Genomic DNA, 14357 nt, shown 5'->3' with positions numbered 1-14357 from the left:
GCGGGTCTGAGGTCGGGGGTTCGTGGGCGGGAGGCGCCCGTCAGGCCTTCTCGGGACGACGGTAGAACGGCAGCTCGACGACCTCCATCGGCTCCTCGCGCCCGCGGACGTCGACGGCGAGCTCGGACCCGACCGCCGACACCTCCGGGGTCACGTACGCCATGGCGATCGCGTGGCCGAGCGTCGGCGACGGCGCACCGCTCGTCACCGTCCCCACGACGATCTGGGGCACGTGCCCCCGCACGACGACGTGGTCGCCCTCGCGTGCGGCCCGGCGGCCCGCGGCGCCCAGGCCCACAAGCACGCGGGCCGGCTCGGAGGCCCGACGCGACGCGAGGGCCGCGCGGCCCACGAAGTCGAGGACGGCGCCGTCGTCGGTGGTCTTGTCGAGGCGCACCACGCGCCCGAGGCCCGCGTCGTAGGGGGTGGTGGTGAGGTCGAGCTCGTGCCCGTAGAGCGGCATCCCGGCCTCGAGGCGGAGCGAGTCGCGCGCCGAGAGGCCGGCGGGGACCAGGCCGTCCTCGGCGCCCGTGCCGAGCAGGGAGCGCCACAGCGCGACCGCGTGGTCGGCCGGGACGAAGAGCTCGAACCCGTCCTCGCCCGTGTACCCGGTACGGGCGACGAGCGCCTCGACCCCCGCGACCGTCGCCGGGACGCTCGCGTAGTACCTCAGCGCGCGGACCTTGTCGGCGTCGCCCGCGGCGAGCCCGGTGACGATCTGCTCCGCGAGCGGGCCCTGCACCGCGATCAGCGCGGTCGCCTCCGACTCGTCCGTGACCTCGACGTCGAAAGGGGCCGCGCGGCTCACGAGCTCGCGCGCCACGACCGGGGCGTTCGACGCGTTCGCGACGACCATGAAGTCGTCGTCCGCGAGCCGGTACACGACGAGGTCGTCGATCACCTCGCCGAACTCGTTCGTGATCATCGAGTAGCGCGCCCGGCCCGGCTGGACCTGGGACAGCCAGCCCACGAGGGCGACGTCGAGCGCGGTGCCCGCCTCCGGGCCGCGGAGGCGGATCTCGCCCATGTGCGACAGGTCGAACAGGCCCGCCGCCGACCGCACGGCACGGTGCTCGGCGAGGTCGCTCGCGTACCGGAGCGGCATCAGCCAGCCGCCGAACTCGGTGAGCGTGGCACCGAGCGCGACGTGCTCGTCGTGGAGCGGCGTGTGCCGCGGTTCGGTCGTCGCGGCGTCGTCGGGGGTCTCTACGGAGGTCGTCATCGGTCTCCTCTCTCGTCGTCTCGAGGCTAGTCGCTGGGTGGGCGCTGCGAACGCCCGACTCCCGCGAAGTAGTACGGCGGCCGAACTACGTCGGGGTCAGTCGGCGAAGGACTCGACCGGCGGGCACGCGCACACGAGGTTCCGGTCCCCGTAGGCGCCGTCGATCCGGCGGACCGGCGGCCAGTACTTCGTCATCGCCCGCCCGGGGTGCCCGACGACGGCCGCGGCCTCCTCGCGCGAGTACGCCTTGTCCCAGTCGCCCGCGAGCAGCGCGCCGGCCGTGTGGGGGCGCCCCGGAGCGGCGACTCCTCGACGGCCCACCGGCCCTGCTCGACGGCGTCGACCTCACCCCGGATCGCGACCATCGCGTCGACGAACCGGTCGAGTTCCGCGAGGTCCTCCGACTCGGTCGGCTCGACCATGAGCGTGCCCGGCACGGGGAACGCGAGCGTCGGGGCGTGGAACCCGTAGTCCATGAGCCGCTTCGCGACGTCCTCGGCGGTCACGCCCGTGCGCTTGGTGATGTCGCGCAGGTCGAGGATGCACTCGTGCGCGACGAGGCCGTCGGGGCCCGCGTACAGCACGGGGAAGTGCTCGCGGAGCCGCGCCGCGAGGTAGTTGGCGCTCAGCACGGCGCCCTCGGTCGCGGCCGTCAGCCCGTCCGGGCCCATGAGCGCGACGTACGCGTAGGAGATCGGCAGGATCCCCGCGGACCCGTAGGGCGCCGCGGACACCGGGACACCGCCCTGGGCCCCGCCGTCGAGCGGGTTGCCCGGCAGGAACGGGACCAGGTGCTCGGCCACCGCGACCGGGCCCACGCCCGGGCCGCCGCCGCCGTGCGGGATGCAGAACGTCTTGTGCAGGTTGAGGTGCGAGACGTCGCCGCCGAACCGGCCCGGGCGGGCCACCCCGACGAGGGCGTTGAGGTTCGCTCCATCGATGTACACCTGGCCACCGGCGTCATGTACCAGAGCGCAGACGTCGCGGACGTGCGCCTCGTAGACGCCGTGCGTCGACGGGTAGGTGATCATGATCCCGGCCACCTGGGGGCCGTGCTGGTCGAGCTTGGCGCGCAGGTCGTCGAGCTCGATCGACCCGTCCTCCGCCGTCGCGACCACGACGACGCGCAGGCCCGCGAGCGCCGCCGAAGCCGCGTTGGTGCCGTGCGCCGACGCCGGGATGAGGACGACGTCGCGGCCGTCGTCGCCGCGCGACCGGTGGTACCCGCGGATCGCGAGCAGGCCCGCGAACTCGCCCTGCGAGCCGGCGTTCGGCTGCACCGACACCCCGGCGTACCCGGTGATCTCCGCGAGCCAGCCCTCGAGCGTCTCGACGAGCTCGCGGTACCCCGTCGCCTGGTCGGCCGGGACGAACGGGTGCACGTCCGCGAACTCCGGCCAGGAGATCGGCTCCATCTCGACGGTCGCGTTGAGCTTCATCGTGCACGAGCCCAGCGGGATCATCGTGCGGTCGAGCGCGAGGTCCTTGTCGGACAGCGCTCGGAGGTACCGGAGCATCGACGTCTCCGAGCGGTGCGCGGAGAAGACCGGGTGCGTGAGGTACTCGGTCGTGCGGAGCGCCCACGCCGGCAGCCCGGCGTCCGCGGCGACGTCGGCCGGCGCCGAACCCGTGAGCACGCGGAGGAGCGTGGCGATCGTCTCCGGGGTCGTCGTCTCGTCGCAGGACGCCTGGACGTGGTCGGCGTCGGGGGCGTAGAGGTTGATGCCCGCCTCGCAGGCGGCCTCGACGAGCGCCGCCGCGCGGCCCGGGACGTGCAGGCGGACGGTGTCGAAGAACGCGTCGTGCACGACCGTCAGCCCGGCCGCCCGTGCGCCTGCCGCCAACGCCGCCGCGCGCGAGTGCACGCGCTCGGCGATCGCCCGGAGCCCGCGCGGGCCGTGGTAGACCGCGTACATCGACGCGACGATCGCGAGCAGCGCCTGCGCGGTGCAGATGTTCGACGTCGCCCGCTCGCGGCGGATGTGCTGCTCACGCGTCTGGAGGGCGAGGCGGTAGGCGGGGGCGCCGTCGGCGTCGACCGACACCCCGACGAGGCGCCCCGGCAGCGACCGCTCGAGACCCGAACGGACGGCCATGAACGCGGCGTGCGGGCCGCCGTAGAACAACGGGACCCCGAAGCGCTGCGCCGAGCCGACCGACACGTCCGCACCGAGCTCGCCGGGCGAGACGAGCATCGTGAGCGCGAGGAGGTCGGCGGCCACGGTCACGAGCGCGCCGCGCTCCTTCGCCGCGTCGACGAGCGGACGCAGGTCCCGCACGACGCCCGACGTCCCGCTCTGCTGCAGGACGACCCCGACGAGGTCGCCCTCGACCTCGGGGAGGCCGTCGGTCAGGTCGGCGACGACGACGTGCAGCCCCGCGGCGTCGGACCGCCCCTGCGTGACGGCGAGGGTCTGCGGGAACAGCTCGGCGTCGAGCACGACGGTCCCGCCGGCGGCTCCGCGCGCGCCCTTCGACCCGGTCTTGTGGGCGCGGAACATGAGCGCGACGGCCTCGGCGACCGCGGTGGCCTCGTCGAGCAGGCTCGCGTTCGCGATGGCGAGGCCCGTGAGGTCCTCGACGACGGTCTGGAAGTTGAGCAGCGCCTCGAGCCGGCCCTGCGAGATCTCCGCCTGGTACGGCGTGTACGACGTGTACCACCCCGGCGACTCGAGGACGTTGCGGCGGATCACTGCGGGCGTCGTCGTGCCGTAGTAGCCGAGCCCGATCATCTGCGTCTTGACGACGTTCTTCGCTGCGATCCGGCGCAGGTCGGCCGTGACCTCGGTCTCGGTGCGCGCCGCCGGCAGGTCGAGCGGGGCGTGCTCGCGGATCGAGGCGGGGATCGCGGCGTCGACGAGCGCGTCGAGCGACGGCTGCCCCAGCACGGCAAGCATCCGGACGACGTCGCCGGGCGTGCCGTCGGCGGCCGCCTCGACGCCCGTCCGGACGCCGCGCGGGCCGATGTGCCGGGTCGCGAAGTGGTCGCGGTCGAAGGCCGCAGGTATGTGCTGCTCGTTCACGGTGTGCTCCGGGCGGGCGAGGTCCGACGCGACGGCCGGACCGGTGGGCTGGGCCCTCCCCGCTCTGTCACCGGACGCGAAGCGTCCACCTGAGAGTTTTGCCGGTCCGCCGTTCGCGGGATGGTCCCGCCCGGGGCGCGCCGACTTGCACCGTCGGTGGGTGCGCGCACGCGCGCACCGCTTTCCAGAGTTGCCTCGCCGTGTCGGTACGGGGGCCTGAGAGATTCCGGGGAGGACTTGCTCCTTCGGCGTCCGGCGGCCTCCGCCGGGGCGGACGACGCGCGGACTCTCCCGACACGGTTCGAGTGGCGTGAAGCTGAAGTTGTGCGCTCATCGTACCCGCGCGGGCGCGGGTTCCCGGGCGGCGAGGTGGTCGCGGACGGCGGCGACGACGGCGCCCGGGTTCTCGTCGAGGAGGAAGTGCCCGCCGGGCACGGTCCGCGCCTGCACGACGTCGGCTCGCGACCGGGGCGGGGCCACGAGAGCGGGCGGGATGTAGGCGTCGTGGTCGCCCGCGACCATGAGGGTCGGGACGTCGTAGGCACGGCGCCCGTCGCGCCGCAGGACCATCCGGGCGATGTCGTGGAGCACGAACGCGCTGTGCAGGCGCCGTCCGGCGTGCGCGACGTCCGGGCGGGCCGCGACGTTCGCGTAGACGTCGACGAGCTCGTCGGTCCAGACGGCGCGGTCGCGCGCGTCGCGGCTCAGGAACCACCGCACGACGCCACGCCGCCGCACGACTGCCGAACCGAGGCCCGGGACCTCGAACAGCGCGGTGACCCACATCCGCCACAGCCGCGGGACGAGCCGTCGCTGGAGCGGCCAGGGGTGCAGCTCGGACACCGCGACGAGCCGACGCACGCGCTCGGGCGCGTCGAGCGCGACGCGGAACGCGAGCCACGCACCCCAGTCGTGCCCGACGACGTCCACGGGCCCGGTCAGGCTGAGCGCGTCGAGCAGGGCGACGGTGTCGCGGGCGCGCTCGGTCGTCGTCCAGCCGTGCGTCGCGGGCTCGCTCCAGCCGAAGCCGGGCAGGTCGGGCACGACGACGTGGCGGTCCCGCGCGAGGTCGTCCACCACCCCGCGCCAGGCGTACCAGTGCTGGGGGAACCCGTGCAGGAGGAGGACGACCGGTGCGTCGTCGGGCCCGGCCTCGGCGACGTGCACCGCCGCCCCGCGGACGTCGACCCACCGGTGCCGGACCCCCGCGACGTGCGGGAGCTCCGTGTGCTGCTCGTCGATGCGCTCGGTCACGATCCGCCTCCGATATAGTCAGGTACATGACCATCTTGCCTAGCAGCGACGAGGTCGTCAAGGACCTGACTACCGCGGACCCGTGGTGCCCGCCCGGCCACACCGCCCTCGGCGACCGCACGCTCGGCGACCTGATGCGCATGGCCCAGCAGACCCTGGTCCGCCACCTCGACCTGGCGCTGCGCGACGCGGGCTACGACGACCTCGGCGCGGCGCACGCGTCGGTGCTCAACGCCGTGGACGCGCAGGGCACCCGCCTCGCAACCCTGGTCGACCGCGTCGGCCGGACGAAGCAGGCCACCGCCGAGCTGGCGGGTCGCCTCGTCGCCCGCGGGTACCTCGAGCTCGAGCCCGACCCGACGGACGGACGCGCCAAGCTCTACCGGCCCACGGCCACCGGCAGCCGCGCCCTGGCGGACGGTGCGGCGATCGTCGGGGGTACGAGGTCTGGCTCGACGACATGCTCGGGCCGGACGGCGTCGCACAGCTCCGCACGGCCCTCACGACGATCGTCGAGAGGGGCGACCGAGGGCGCTGACGCCAGACGCGGACCACTACGATCGGGGAATGCCGCGCGTCGACATCCCGGTCGTCAGCCCGACCGAGCCCCAGCTCCGCCTGATGGAGGCGGCCGAGCGCACCGTCGAGCGCGCCGGGCTCCGGGGCGCCACGTCGGCGGCGATCACACGGGAGGCCGGGCACCGCAACCACTCGGCCATCGCCTACCACTTCGGGACCTACGAGGGGCTCCTCGACACGGTCTACTACTGGCGCTCCAAGCCGATCAACGCGCACCGGGCGGCCCTGGTCGCCACGGCGGAGGCGACCGGGCGCGTGCGCGACGCCGAGACGCTCGTCCGCGCGTACGTCGAGCCGTTCGCGGAGCACCTGCGAAGCCACGAGCCGAGCTACTGGGCCCGGTACACGGACGCCGTGCTCGCGGCCCGGCCCCTCCAGTTCGTGCAGTGGATCGAGGCGGACGTCAAGCGCTACGACGACATGGAGGTCCCGCTCGAGACCACGATCGACCTCCTGTACCGCATGGCGGCGCTCATCACGGGCGGCCTGAGCGCGCACGCGCTGGTGCGCGTGTCGGGCTACTCGCGGTACGTCGTCACCGTCCTGGGCGCATGGGAGCGCGACCAGGAGCTCGACCTGCTCGAGAAGATCTCGCTCGACGACGTCGTCCGCGAGATGGTCGCCGTCGGCGTCGCCGTCCTTCAGGCGCCGTGACACACGACCGGCCGCGGCGGTCCGTCGTCCGCGGCGACGTTCCTGTGGCACGACCACGGCCCTAAGAGCATCCTCCTAAGAGAAGCCCACGCGTCGTGTGGGAGCACCAGGGGAGGAGAGCGCGGCATGTCGCAGCCCGACACCGGCACCCGCGAGCGCGACCGCGAGATCGAGGGAGCGGTCCCCGACGACACCTTCGCCGCCGTCGGATCCGGGCGACGGCGGCGCGGTCACCGTGGTGACGGCAGCGGTCGCTCACGAGCGTGCTCGCGGTCACCGACGTGACCGTCGTCGCGATGTCGGTCGAGACGCTCGACACGCTCGTGCGCCGCAAGCCCGCGCTGGCACGCGACATCGGCCGCTCGATCGACAACCGGCGGTCCCTCGCGGCCACGGCCTCACGGCAGGTGACCCAGCGGCGCACCACGTCGCGTGTGACGTCCGCGTGAGCACGCGGCCGAACGGTGGCCGGAGGCCGCGCTCGGCGTCACAATCGAGTGGAGGGTCCACCCGTGATCCCCTGCAGCGACGTAGGAGGACGACATGACCACGACGCCCAGCGACGACTACGACACCTCCGGCCTGGTCTCCGGGCGCGACGGTTTCACGGGCGAGGACGACGGCGCCACCCCCGGCCCGGGGCCGCGTGGCGAGGACCTCGGGGAGACGTCCGAGGAGGTCGCCAAGCGGGCTGCCGAGCTCGCCGACCAGCAGAGCCGGACGCCGGGCCCGGGGCCCGACGGTGCCGACCTCGGGGAGCCCGAGGAAGAGGTGGCTGAGGTCCGCAAGGAGCACATCGCCAAGCACGCCGCCGACCACGGGCACACGCCCGGGCCAGGCCCGGAGCCGCGCGACGGCTGAGCCCGCGCTGGGCCGGTACGTGGGGACTCAGCTCCCGTCGGCCAGCCCCCGCTGCCACGCCACGACGCGGTCGACCGCCTCGGCGACGGTCGCGGGCGCCGCGGCGAAGCTCAGCCGCACCCACGAGCCGCCTCGGACGCCGTCGAAGTCGGTGCCCGGAGTGAGTGCGACACCGGTGTCGGCGAGCAGCCGCTCGCAGTACGCCACCGAGTCGGCAGGCCTGCCGTCACCCGGCCCGGCCGAGAGGAACCGTGAGACGTCGCCGTAGAGGTAGAACGCGCCGTCGGCGGGGGCGATCGGATCCCAGCCCAGGTCCCCGGCGCGCTCGAGCAGGAGCGCGCGCGACGTCGCGTAGGTCGCGACGTTGGCGGCCGCCGCGTCGTACGCCTCCTCGGTGAACGCGGCGATCGCGGCGTGCTGCGCGAGCGCGGGAGGGCAGAGCGCGACGTTGCTGGCCAGCGCGTCGACGGCACCCACGAGGTCGTCCGGCAGGACGAGCCAGCCGAGCCGCCAGCCCGTCATGGCCCAGTACTTGGAGAACGAGTTGACGACGATCGCACCGTCGTCGAGGTGGGTGGCCGCGGTCGCGACGGCCGGCCCGCCGTAGGTGATGCCGTGGTAGATCTCGTCGGAGACGAGCCGCACGCCGTGCGCCGCGCACCAGCGTGACAGCGCCTCGAGCTCGGCGGCCTCGATCATGGTGCCGGTCGGGTTCGCGGGGCTCGCGACGACCAGCCCGGCCACGGGGGCCTGGGCTTGGAGTGCGTCGAGCTGATCGACGGTCGGCTGGTAGCGCGTGGCGGGCCCGCAGTCGAGCTCGACGACGTCGCAGCCCAGGGCCGTGAGGATGTTCCGGTAGGCGGGGTAGCCGGGCCGGGCGAGAACCACCCGGTCGCCGACGTCGAACGCCGCGATGAACGCGAGGAGGAACCCGCCCGAGCTGCCGGTGGTCACAGCGACCCGGCCCGGCGAGACGTCGACGTCGTGCCAGCGGCGGTAGTGGCCGGCGATCGCCTCGCGCAGGCCGGGTGCTCCGAGGGCCTCGGTGTAGCCGAGGTCGCCCGAGCGGAGGATCTCGACGGCCCGCTCGCGCACGGGCTCGGCCGCGCCCGACGACGGCTCGCCGGCGCACAGGTTGAGGACGGACTCGCCCGCCGCGCGTCGGGCGTTGGCGGCCGCCAGCACCTCCATGACGGCGAAGGCCGGGACGTGCGAGCGCTGCGAGACCTTCACGCGGCGGGTCAGACGGACGCGAGGTTCTCGGTGCGCGGCGACGCCTCCGCGGCGGGCGCCCCGTACCGGAGCCCGTCGAGGACGAGCGCCAGCACGCGCTTGGTCCGCTCGGGGTCCTGAGACGCGGCGGCCGCCATGCACATGCCGGAGACGCTGCGCAGGATGTCGAGCGGCTCGGCGTCGGTGCGGGCCATGCCCGCCTGCTGAGCGGCGCCCAGGAGCAGCGACGCGGCGCCCTCGAGGCGCTCGTGCACGTCGGCGAAGATGGCGTCGGAGTCGGGGCCCATGGCCTCGCGGAGCGCGGACGTCATGCCCTTCTTGCGGCTCACGTAGCCCACGAAGCCGTCGACCCAGGTGGCGAGCGCGTCGAACGGGTCGAGCTGCTCGAGCAGGCGGGGCGCGGCCGCGCACACCTCGTCGACGCTGTGCCGGTAGACCTGTTCGACGAGGCACGCACGCGTGGGGAAGTGCCGGTAGAGGGTGCCGACCCCGACGCCCGCACGGCGGGCGATCTCCTCGAGCGAACCCTCGGTGCCGTGCTCGGCGAAGACCTCGGTGGCGGCCTCGAGCAGCTTCTCGCGGTTGCGGGCAGCGTCGGCTCGCAGCGGGCGGCACGGCTGGTCGGAGCCAGACGTCCGCCCGTCCGTCGCTTGCGTTCCCACGGTGACCTCCTTCGCGCGAACCGCACCGTTGCGGCCTCGTACGCCGTGACGATACTCGCCCGTTCCCGGGGCGGGGAAACGGGTGGACCCGCGCTGTTCTCGATTACCTCTTGCACAACCGGAGGAACCCTCCGTATAGTCCTAGGTGTCTACCGGAGGCTCCTTCCACTTTCCATCCTACTTCGTGGAGGCCAGACGTGTCCTCACCCTCGACCACCCTCTCCCCAGCGGCTCCCGCAGCCGCGGGGCGCGGCCACTCCTCACCCCTGGTGCTGGCCGCGATCCTCACCACCCAGCTCATGATCGTGCTGGACGCGACCATCGTGAACGTCGCGCTCCCCGACATCCAGAAGGCCCTCGGCTTCTCGGCCGCGAGCCTGTCCTGGGTCCTCAACGCCTACACGCTCGCGTTCGGCGGGCTCCTTCTCCTCGGCGCACGAGCCGGCGACATCCTCGGCCGACGTCGCACGCTTCTGCTCGGCATCGGCCTGTTCACGCTCGCCTCGTTCGCGGGCGGATTCTCCCAGGGGCCCGGCGAGCTGCTCACGGCCCGCGTCGTCCAGGGAATCGGTGCGGCCTTCGCTGCCCCGTCCGGCCTGGCCCTGCTCATGGCGCGCTTCCCCGAGGGTCGTGAGCGCGCCCGCGCGCTCGGCTACTACGCCGCGGTCTCGATCGGCGGCTCGGCGGTCGGCCTCATCGCCGGCGGCCTGCTCACCGAGTGGGTCTCCTGGCGCTGGGTCCTGTTCGTCAACGTCCCCATCGGCATCGGCCTGATCTTCCTCGCGCGGGCCGTGCTCCCCGAGACCCCGCGCCAGCGCGGCAAGTTCGACCTGATGGGCGCCGCCACCTCGACCCTCGGCATGAGCGCGGTCGTGTACGGCTTCATCCGCGCCGCGAGCGACGGCTGGAGCGACCCCGAGACCGTCCTGGCGTTCGTCCTCGGCGGCGTGCTGCTGCTCTCGTTCGTGCTGGTCGAGCTGCGTGCCCCGGCGCCCATCACGCCGCTCAAGCTCTTCGCCGACCGGACACGTGCCGCCTCGTACGTCGGGCGGATCCTGCTCGTCGGCGGGATGTTCGGGATGTTCTTCTACCTGACCCTCTTCCTGCAGGACGTCCTGGGCTACACGCCGATCGTGACCGGTCTCGCGTTCCTGCCCCTCACCGTCATGCTGTTCGGGTTCTCGCGGGTCAGCGCAGCCCTCGTCGTGCGCGTGGGACCGAAGCCGCTCCTCCTGGTAGGCCTGAGCCTGTCCACGGTGGCGCTGCTCGTGCTCTCGCGGCTCGGCGCGGACTCGTCGTACGTCGCGATCCTGGTCCCGCTCCTGCTCTTCGGCATGGGCAACGGGCTCGCGTTCGTGCCGCTGACCGCGATCGCGCTGCAGGGCGTCGACCCCAAGGACGCCGGCGCGGCGTCCGGCCTGGTCAACGTCATGCAGCAGGTCGGCGGCTCGCTCGGCCTCGCCGTGCTCGTCACCGTCGCGACGACCGCCACGCAGCACGCCGCCCCCGAGGGGTCGGACGCCGCGGCGATCGCGCAGCACGCGTTCGTCGTGGGAGCCGACCGGGCGTTCCTGACGTCCGCGATCCTGCTCGCGGCGACCGTCCTGCTGCTCGCCGTCGCGGTGCGGTCCCGCGCCCCGCAGGCCGCGCACGCTCCGGCCACCGTGGCCGGACCCGCGGAGTCCGACGTCGACGGACCGCGGATCGTCGCTCCCGAGGACGCCGCGGCGCTCTTCGAGGAGGAGATGGCCGAGGCGGTCGGCCGTCCCGCGGAGGCCTGACGCCGTCGGCCACCCGACACGACGGGCACCACGCGAGCGGGCCGTGCGACCGGAGAGATCCGGCCGCACGGCCCGCGCGTCGTCCCGGAGCGTCGTCAGGTCTCGTCGACGACCTCGGCGTCTCCTGCCCGCTGCTTGATCGATTCCACCGCGGACACCGCGGAGGACTTCTGGGCGTACTGCTCGCTGCTGGCCAGGATGTTGCCGTTGCTGGCGACGATCCGGAACCAGTACTGCCCGGTCTTCTCGCTCTTCTGGATGGTGAACTTCACGAGGGCCTCCATCGGTCCTGCTCGCGACGCGGTCCGACGACCGCCGGGGCGCCTTGTCCCGGTGTAAGAAAGTGTTCTCCCGACGGCGGGATCGCGCGCGGCGAGCCGGCGGCCACCTCACCCCGCCCGACGGCGCAGCTCGCCCTCCACGTACGCGACCACCCCGTCGGCACCGGCCTCGACCTGGGCCAGGCACGACTCGAAGTCCTCGCGGTCGCCGTACCAGGGGTCGTCGATGTCGAGGCGGTAACCGTCCGGCCCGTCCGGGTCGACCTTCGGGGCTGCCGGGTCGAACGTCCGGTAGAGCCGGACGCGTCCGTCGTCGACGGCGCCCTCGGACCGCACGAGGCGGCGCAGGGATCGCTCGTGCAGCACGGTCATGGGGAGCACGAGGTCGCGCGCGGCCAGATCGGACGCGCGCACCTGCCGCGCCCGGTGCGGTCCCGCGGGTCCCGCGAGCCCCGCCAGGTCGTAGCCGTGCGCCTCGAGGACCGCCACGGCCCGCCGGTCCATGGGCCGGCCCTGCTCCTCGTCGCTGATGCCCGTCGAGTCGATCAGGACCCGATCGCCGAGCCCGGCCGCGTCGAACCGGGCGCGCAGCACCACCTCGGCCATCGGCGAACGGCAGATGTTCCCGGTGCAGACGGTCATGACGCGGTAGGGGTCGTGGGCAGCCATGCGTCCATCCTGCCAAGGGTCCGTGAGGCGTCGGCCCGGGCGTTCGCCTCGGCGAGCGGGACACCGTCGTAGAGTCGGTCCGCGTGAAGCTGCTGCTCCTCGAGGACGACGCCGAACTCGCACCCGCGCTCGTGGCGGCGCTGCGCGACCAGGGCTTCGTCGTCGACCACGTCACGACCATCGCCGACGCCGACGTCCTGGTGGCCACGTCGCACCACGACGTCCTGGTCCTGGACCGGGCGGTGCCGGACGGCGACGCGCTCGACCTCGTCGACCGGCTGCGTCGCCGGGACGTCGCGACGCCGGTCCTGCTGCTCACGGCACGCGGGCAGGTGGCCGACCGGGTCGCGGGATTCGAGCACGGCGCCGACGACTACGTCGTGAAGCCGTTCGCGCTGCCCGAGCTCGTCGCGCGCATCCGGGCCCTGGCCCGCCGCCAGGGCACCGAACGGGCGCGGGTCCTCACGAGCGGACGGCTCGAGCTCGACGTCGTGCGGCACCGGCTGACCCTCGACGGCATCCTCCTGAGCCCTACGCCCAAGGAGTTCGCGGTGCTCGAGGTGCTCCTCGAGCACGCAGGCGAGGTCGTGACGCGCACCGAGCTCGTCGAGCGGTGCTGGGACGAGCTGACGGAGCCGTCGTCCAACGTCGTGGACGTGCTGGTCGGCCAGCTCCGTCGGCGGCTCGGCGACCCGGACCTCATCGAGACCGTGCGGGGCGTCGGGTACCGGTTGGCCGACGACGCCCCGGCCGCTCCCCGGAGCGAGCCCGGCGATGACCGGCGCGACCGCGGACCCGGCGCTCGGCTCGGCGCGCCGGCGGATCAGCCGGATCCGTTGGACGACGACCGTCGTCTTCGCGGCGACCACCGCCGTGTGCCTGGGCGTGCTCGTAGCGATCGCGCTGCGCGTCGACACGTCCGCACAGACGAAGGCGTTCGACGAGGGCCTGCGCCAGCAGGCTGGGTCGCTCTCGGAGCTCGTGAGCATCGGCGACGACGGCACGCTCGACCTCGGCCGCCTCAACGCTACCCAGGTCGGCCGGACGACGTCGGTGCTCGGCGTGGTCACGCCGTCGTCGATCGAGTATGCGGAGCCCGACCAGGACGCCCTGCCCACGGACGACGAGCTGCGGCGCGTCCTCGCCGCGCAGCAGAAGGACGCGGGCGTGACGGGCTTCGTGGCGGCGCAGCAGCGCGGGCCGACGCTGCACTGGGCGGCGGCGCCGGTCTTCGACTCGACGAAGATCACGTCGTCGACGCCGGTCGGCGCCGTGCTGCTCGTCGGCGGTACCGTGCCGGGGGCGGCGGAGCACGCGGCGCTCCGCAACCGGCTGCTGCTCGGGAGCATGCTGCTCGTGGTCGCGGCGAGCCTGCTGGGCCACGTCGTCTCCGGCCGTGCGATGCGGCCCGCGGTCCGGGGCTCGCGTCGCAGGAACGGTTCCTCGTCGACGCCGCCCACGAGCTCCGGACCCCGCTCAGCGTCCTCCAGCTCGAGGTCGACCGTGCCTCCCTGCACCCGGACGACCTCGCGACGCAGCAGGCCGCCGTCGAGGGCGCCGGACGCCAGGTGCGGCGGCTCACCGCGCTCACGGATGCCCTCCTGCTGCGCGCTCGGGCGGCCGTCGGGACGGCCGACCTGTCGCGCGAACGGCTCCGGCTCGACCAGCTCGTCGAGCGGGTCGTCGCCGAGGTGGCCGGGACGGAGACGGGACCACGGGACGACACGCCCGAGAGCGCCCGCGTCACCGTCCGGCCCGACGCGCTGCCCGCCGTCGTCGTACGGGCGAACGCGGACGTCCTCGCGCTCGGCGTCCGCAACCTCGCGGAGAACGCGCTGCGGCACGGGCGCCCGCCGGTCGTCGTCGAGGTGCGGGCCGACGCCGTCGTCGTGACGGATGCCGGGCCCGGCATCCCCGCGGCCGACCGCGCCCGGATGGTCGAGGCGGGCACGACCGGCGACTCACGTGCCGGAACCGGCTCGGGGCTGTCGATCGCGTCGTGGGCGGCCCGCGTCAACGGCGGCAGCCTCGACCTCGACGACGCGCCGTCGGGCGGGCTCCGCGCCATCCTGCGTCTGCCGCTCGCGTGAGCGGCGCATGAGGGCCGCCCTCATGCTCCGCTCATGCACGTCACGCCA

11 protein-coding genes, 2 pseudogenes and 1 riboswitch are annotated in these 14357 nt (G+C 73.9%); of the genes and pseudogenes, 6 read left to right on the top strand and 7 right to left on the bottom strand.

All coding sequences use genetic code 11. The features are described 5' to 3' along the window. Positions 1 to 40: 40 nt before the first annotated feature. From gcvT to QQK45_RS07580, 3 genes and pseudogenes are all read right to left on the bottom strand, one after another. Complete coding sequence (gcvT, locus tag QQK45_RS07590; protein WP_284292730.1) at positions 41 to 1222, bottom strand: glycine cleavage system aminomethyltransferase GcvT; 1182 nt, start codon at positions 1220 to 1222, stop codon at positions 41 to 43. Between the two features lie 96 nt (positions 1223 to 1318). Next, positions 1319 to 4245 (bottom strand): annotated as a pseudogene (gcvP, locus tag QQK45_RS07585) (aminomethyl-transferring glycine dehydrogenase). Positions 4246 to 4439: 194 nt separating this feature from the next. Then, positions 4440 to 4549: riboswitch (glycine riboswitch) on the bottom strand. Positions 4550 to 4575: 26 nt separating this feature from the next. Further along, entirely contained in the window at positions 4576 to 5499 is a 924-nt protein-coding gene (locus QQK45_RS07580) for an alpha/beta fold hydrolase (RefSeq protein ID WP_284292729.1), read from the bottom strand. Positions 5500 to 5525: 26 nt separating this feature from the next. Here QQK45_RS07580 and QQK45_RS23075 point away from each other — a divergent pair. The 4 genes and pseudogenes from QQK45_RS23075 to QQK45_RS07565 form a co-directional block, all read left to right on the top strand. Beyond that, positions 5526 to 5888, top strand: a pseudogene (locus tag QQK45_RS23075) (MarR family winged helix-turn-helix transcriptional regulator); the annotation flags it as partial. A 178-nt stretch (positions 5889 to 6066) separates the two neighbouring features. Continuing rightward, positions 6067 to 6732 carry a TetR/AcrR family transcriptional regulator gene (locus QQK45_RS07575; RefSeq protein WP_284292728.1) on the top strand — a complete coding sequence of 222 codons (666 nt, stop codon included), beginning with the start codon at positions 6067 to 6069 and terminating at the stop codon, positions 6730 to 6732. 263 nt (positions 6733 to 6995) lie between these two features. Next, positions 6996 to 7181, top strand: a complete 186-nt coding sequence (locus QQK45_RS07570) for a hypothetical protein (RefSeq protein WP_284292727.1) — start codon at positions 6996 to 6998, stop codon at positions 7179 to 7181. A 94-nt stretch (positions 7182 to 7275) separates the two neighbouring features. After that, positions 7276 to 7593, top strand: a complete 318-nt coding sequence (locus QQK45_RS07565) for a hypothetical protein (RefSeq protein WP_284292726.1) — start codon at positions 7276 to 7278, stop codon at positions 7591 to 7593. A gap of 27 nt (positions 7594 to 7620) precedes the next feature. Here QQK45_RS07565 and QQK45_RS07560 read toward each other — a convergent pair whose 3' ends face one another. Continuing rightward, positions 7621 to 8826 carry a pyridoxal phosphate-dependent aminotransferase gene (locus tag QQK45_RS07560; RefSeq protein ID WP_284292725.1) on the bottom strand — a complete coding sequence of 402 codons (1206 nt, stop codon included), beginning with the start codon at positions 8824 to 8826 and terminating at the stop codon, positions 7621 to 7623. A gap of 8 nt (positions 8827 to 8834) precedes the next feature. Next, on the bottom strand, positions 8835 to 9488 hold the full coding sequence (locus QQK45_RS07555; protein WP_284292724.1) for a TetR/AcrR family transcriptional regulator: 654 nt from the start codon (positions 9486 to 9488) through the stop codon (positions 8835 to 8837). A 197-nt stretch (positions 9489 to 9685) separates the two neighbouring features. Between QQK45_RS07555 and QQK45_RS07550 the strand changes: the two genes are divergently transcribed. Continuing rightward, positions 9686 to 11269: an MFS transporter gene (locus tag QQK45_RS07550; protein ID WP_284292723.1), complete on the top strand. Its 1584-nt coding sequence runs from the start codon at positions 9686 to 9688 to the stop codon at positions 11267 to 11269. A 95-nt stretch (positions 11270 to 11364) separates the two neighbouring features. Here QQK45_RS07550 and QQK45_RS07545 read toward each other — a convergent pair whose 3' ends face one another. Both QQK45_RS07545 and QQK45_RS07540 read right to left on the bottom strand, forming a co-directional pair. Next, a complete protein-coding gene (locus tag QQK45_RS07545; RefSeq protein WP_284292722.1) occupies positions 11365 to 11541 on the bottom strand; it encodes a YegP family protein in 177 nt (58 codons plus the stop codon). Positions 11542 to 11658: 117 nt separating this feature from the next. Then, on the bottom strand, positions 11659 to 12219 hold the full coding sequence (locus QQK45_RS07540; protein WP_284292721.1) for a low molecular weight protein-tyrosine-phosphatase: 561 nt from the start codon (positions 12217 to 12219) through the stop codon (positions 11659 to 11661). An 83-nt stretch (positions 12220 to 12302) separates the two neighbouring features. On the opposite strand from QQK45_RS07540, the gene QQK45_RS07535 reads away from it, so the two are divergent. Beyond that, positions 12303 to 14309: a winged helix-turn-helix domain-containing protein gene (locus QQK45_RS07535; protein WP_284292720.1), complete on the top strand. Its 2007-nt coding sequence runs from the start codon at positions 12303 to 12305 to the stop codon at positions 14307 to 14309. The last annotated feature ends 48 nt before the right edge of the window (positions 14310 to 14357 follow it).

Source organism: Luteimicrobium album (genome assembly GCF_030161555.1).
Taxonomy (GTDB): domain Bacteria; phylum Actinomycetota; class Actinomycetes; order Actinomycetales; family Cellulomonadaceae; genus Luteimicrobium; species Luteimicrobium album.
This window is presented reverse-complemented; position numbering and strand designations above follow the sequence as displayed.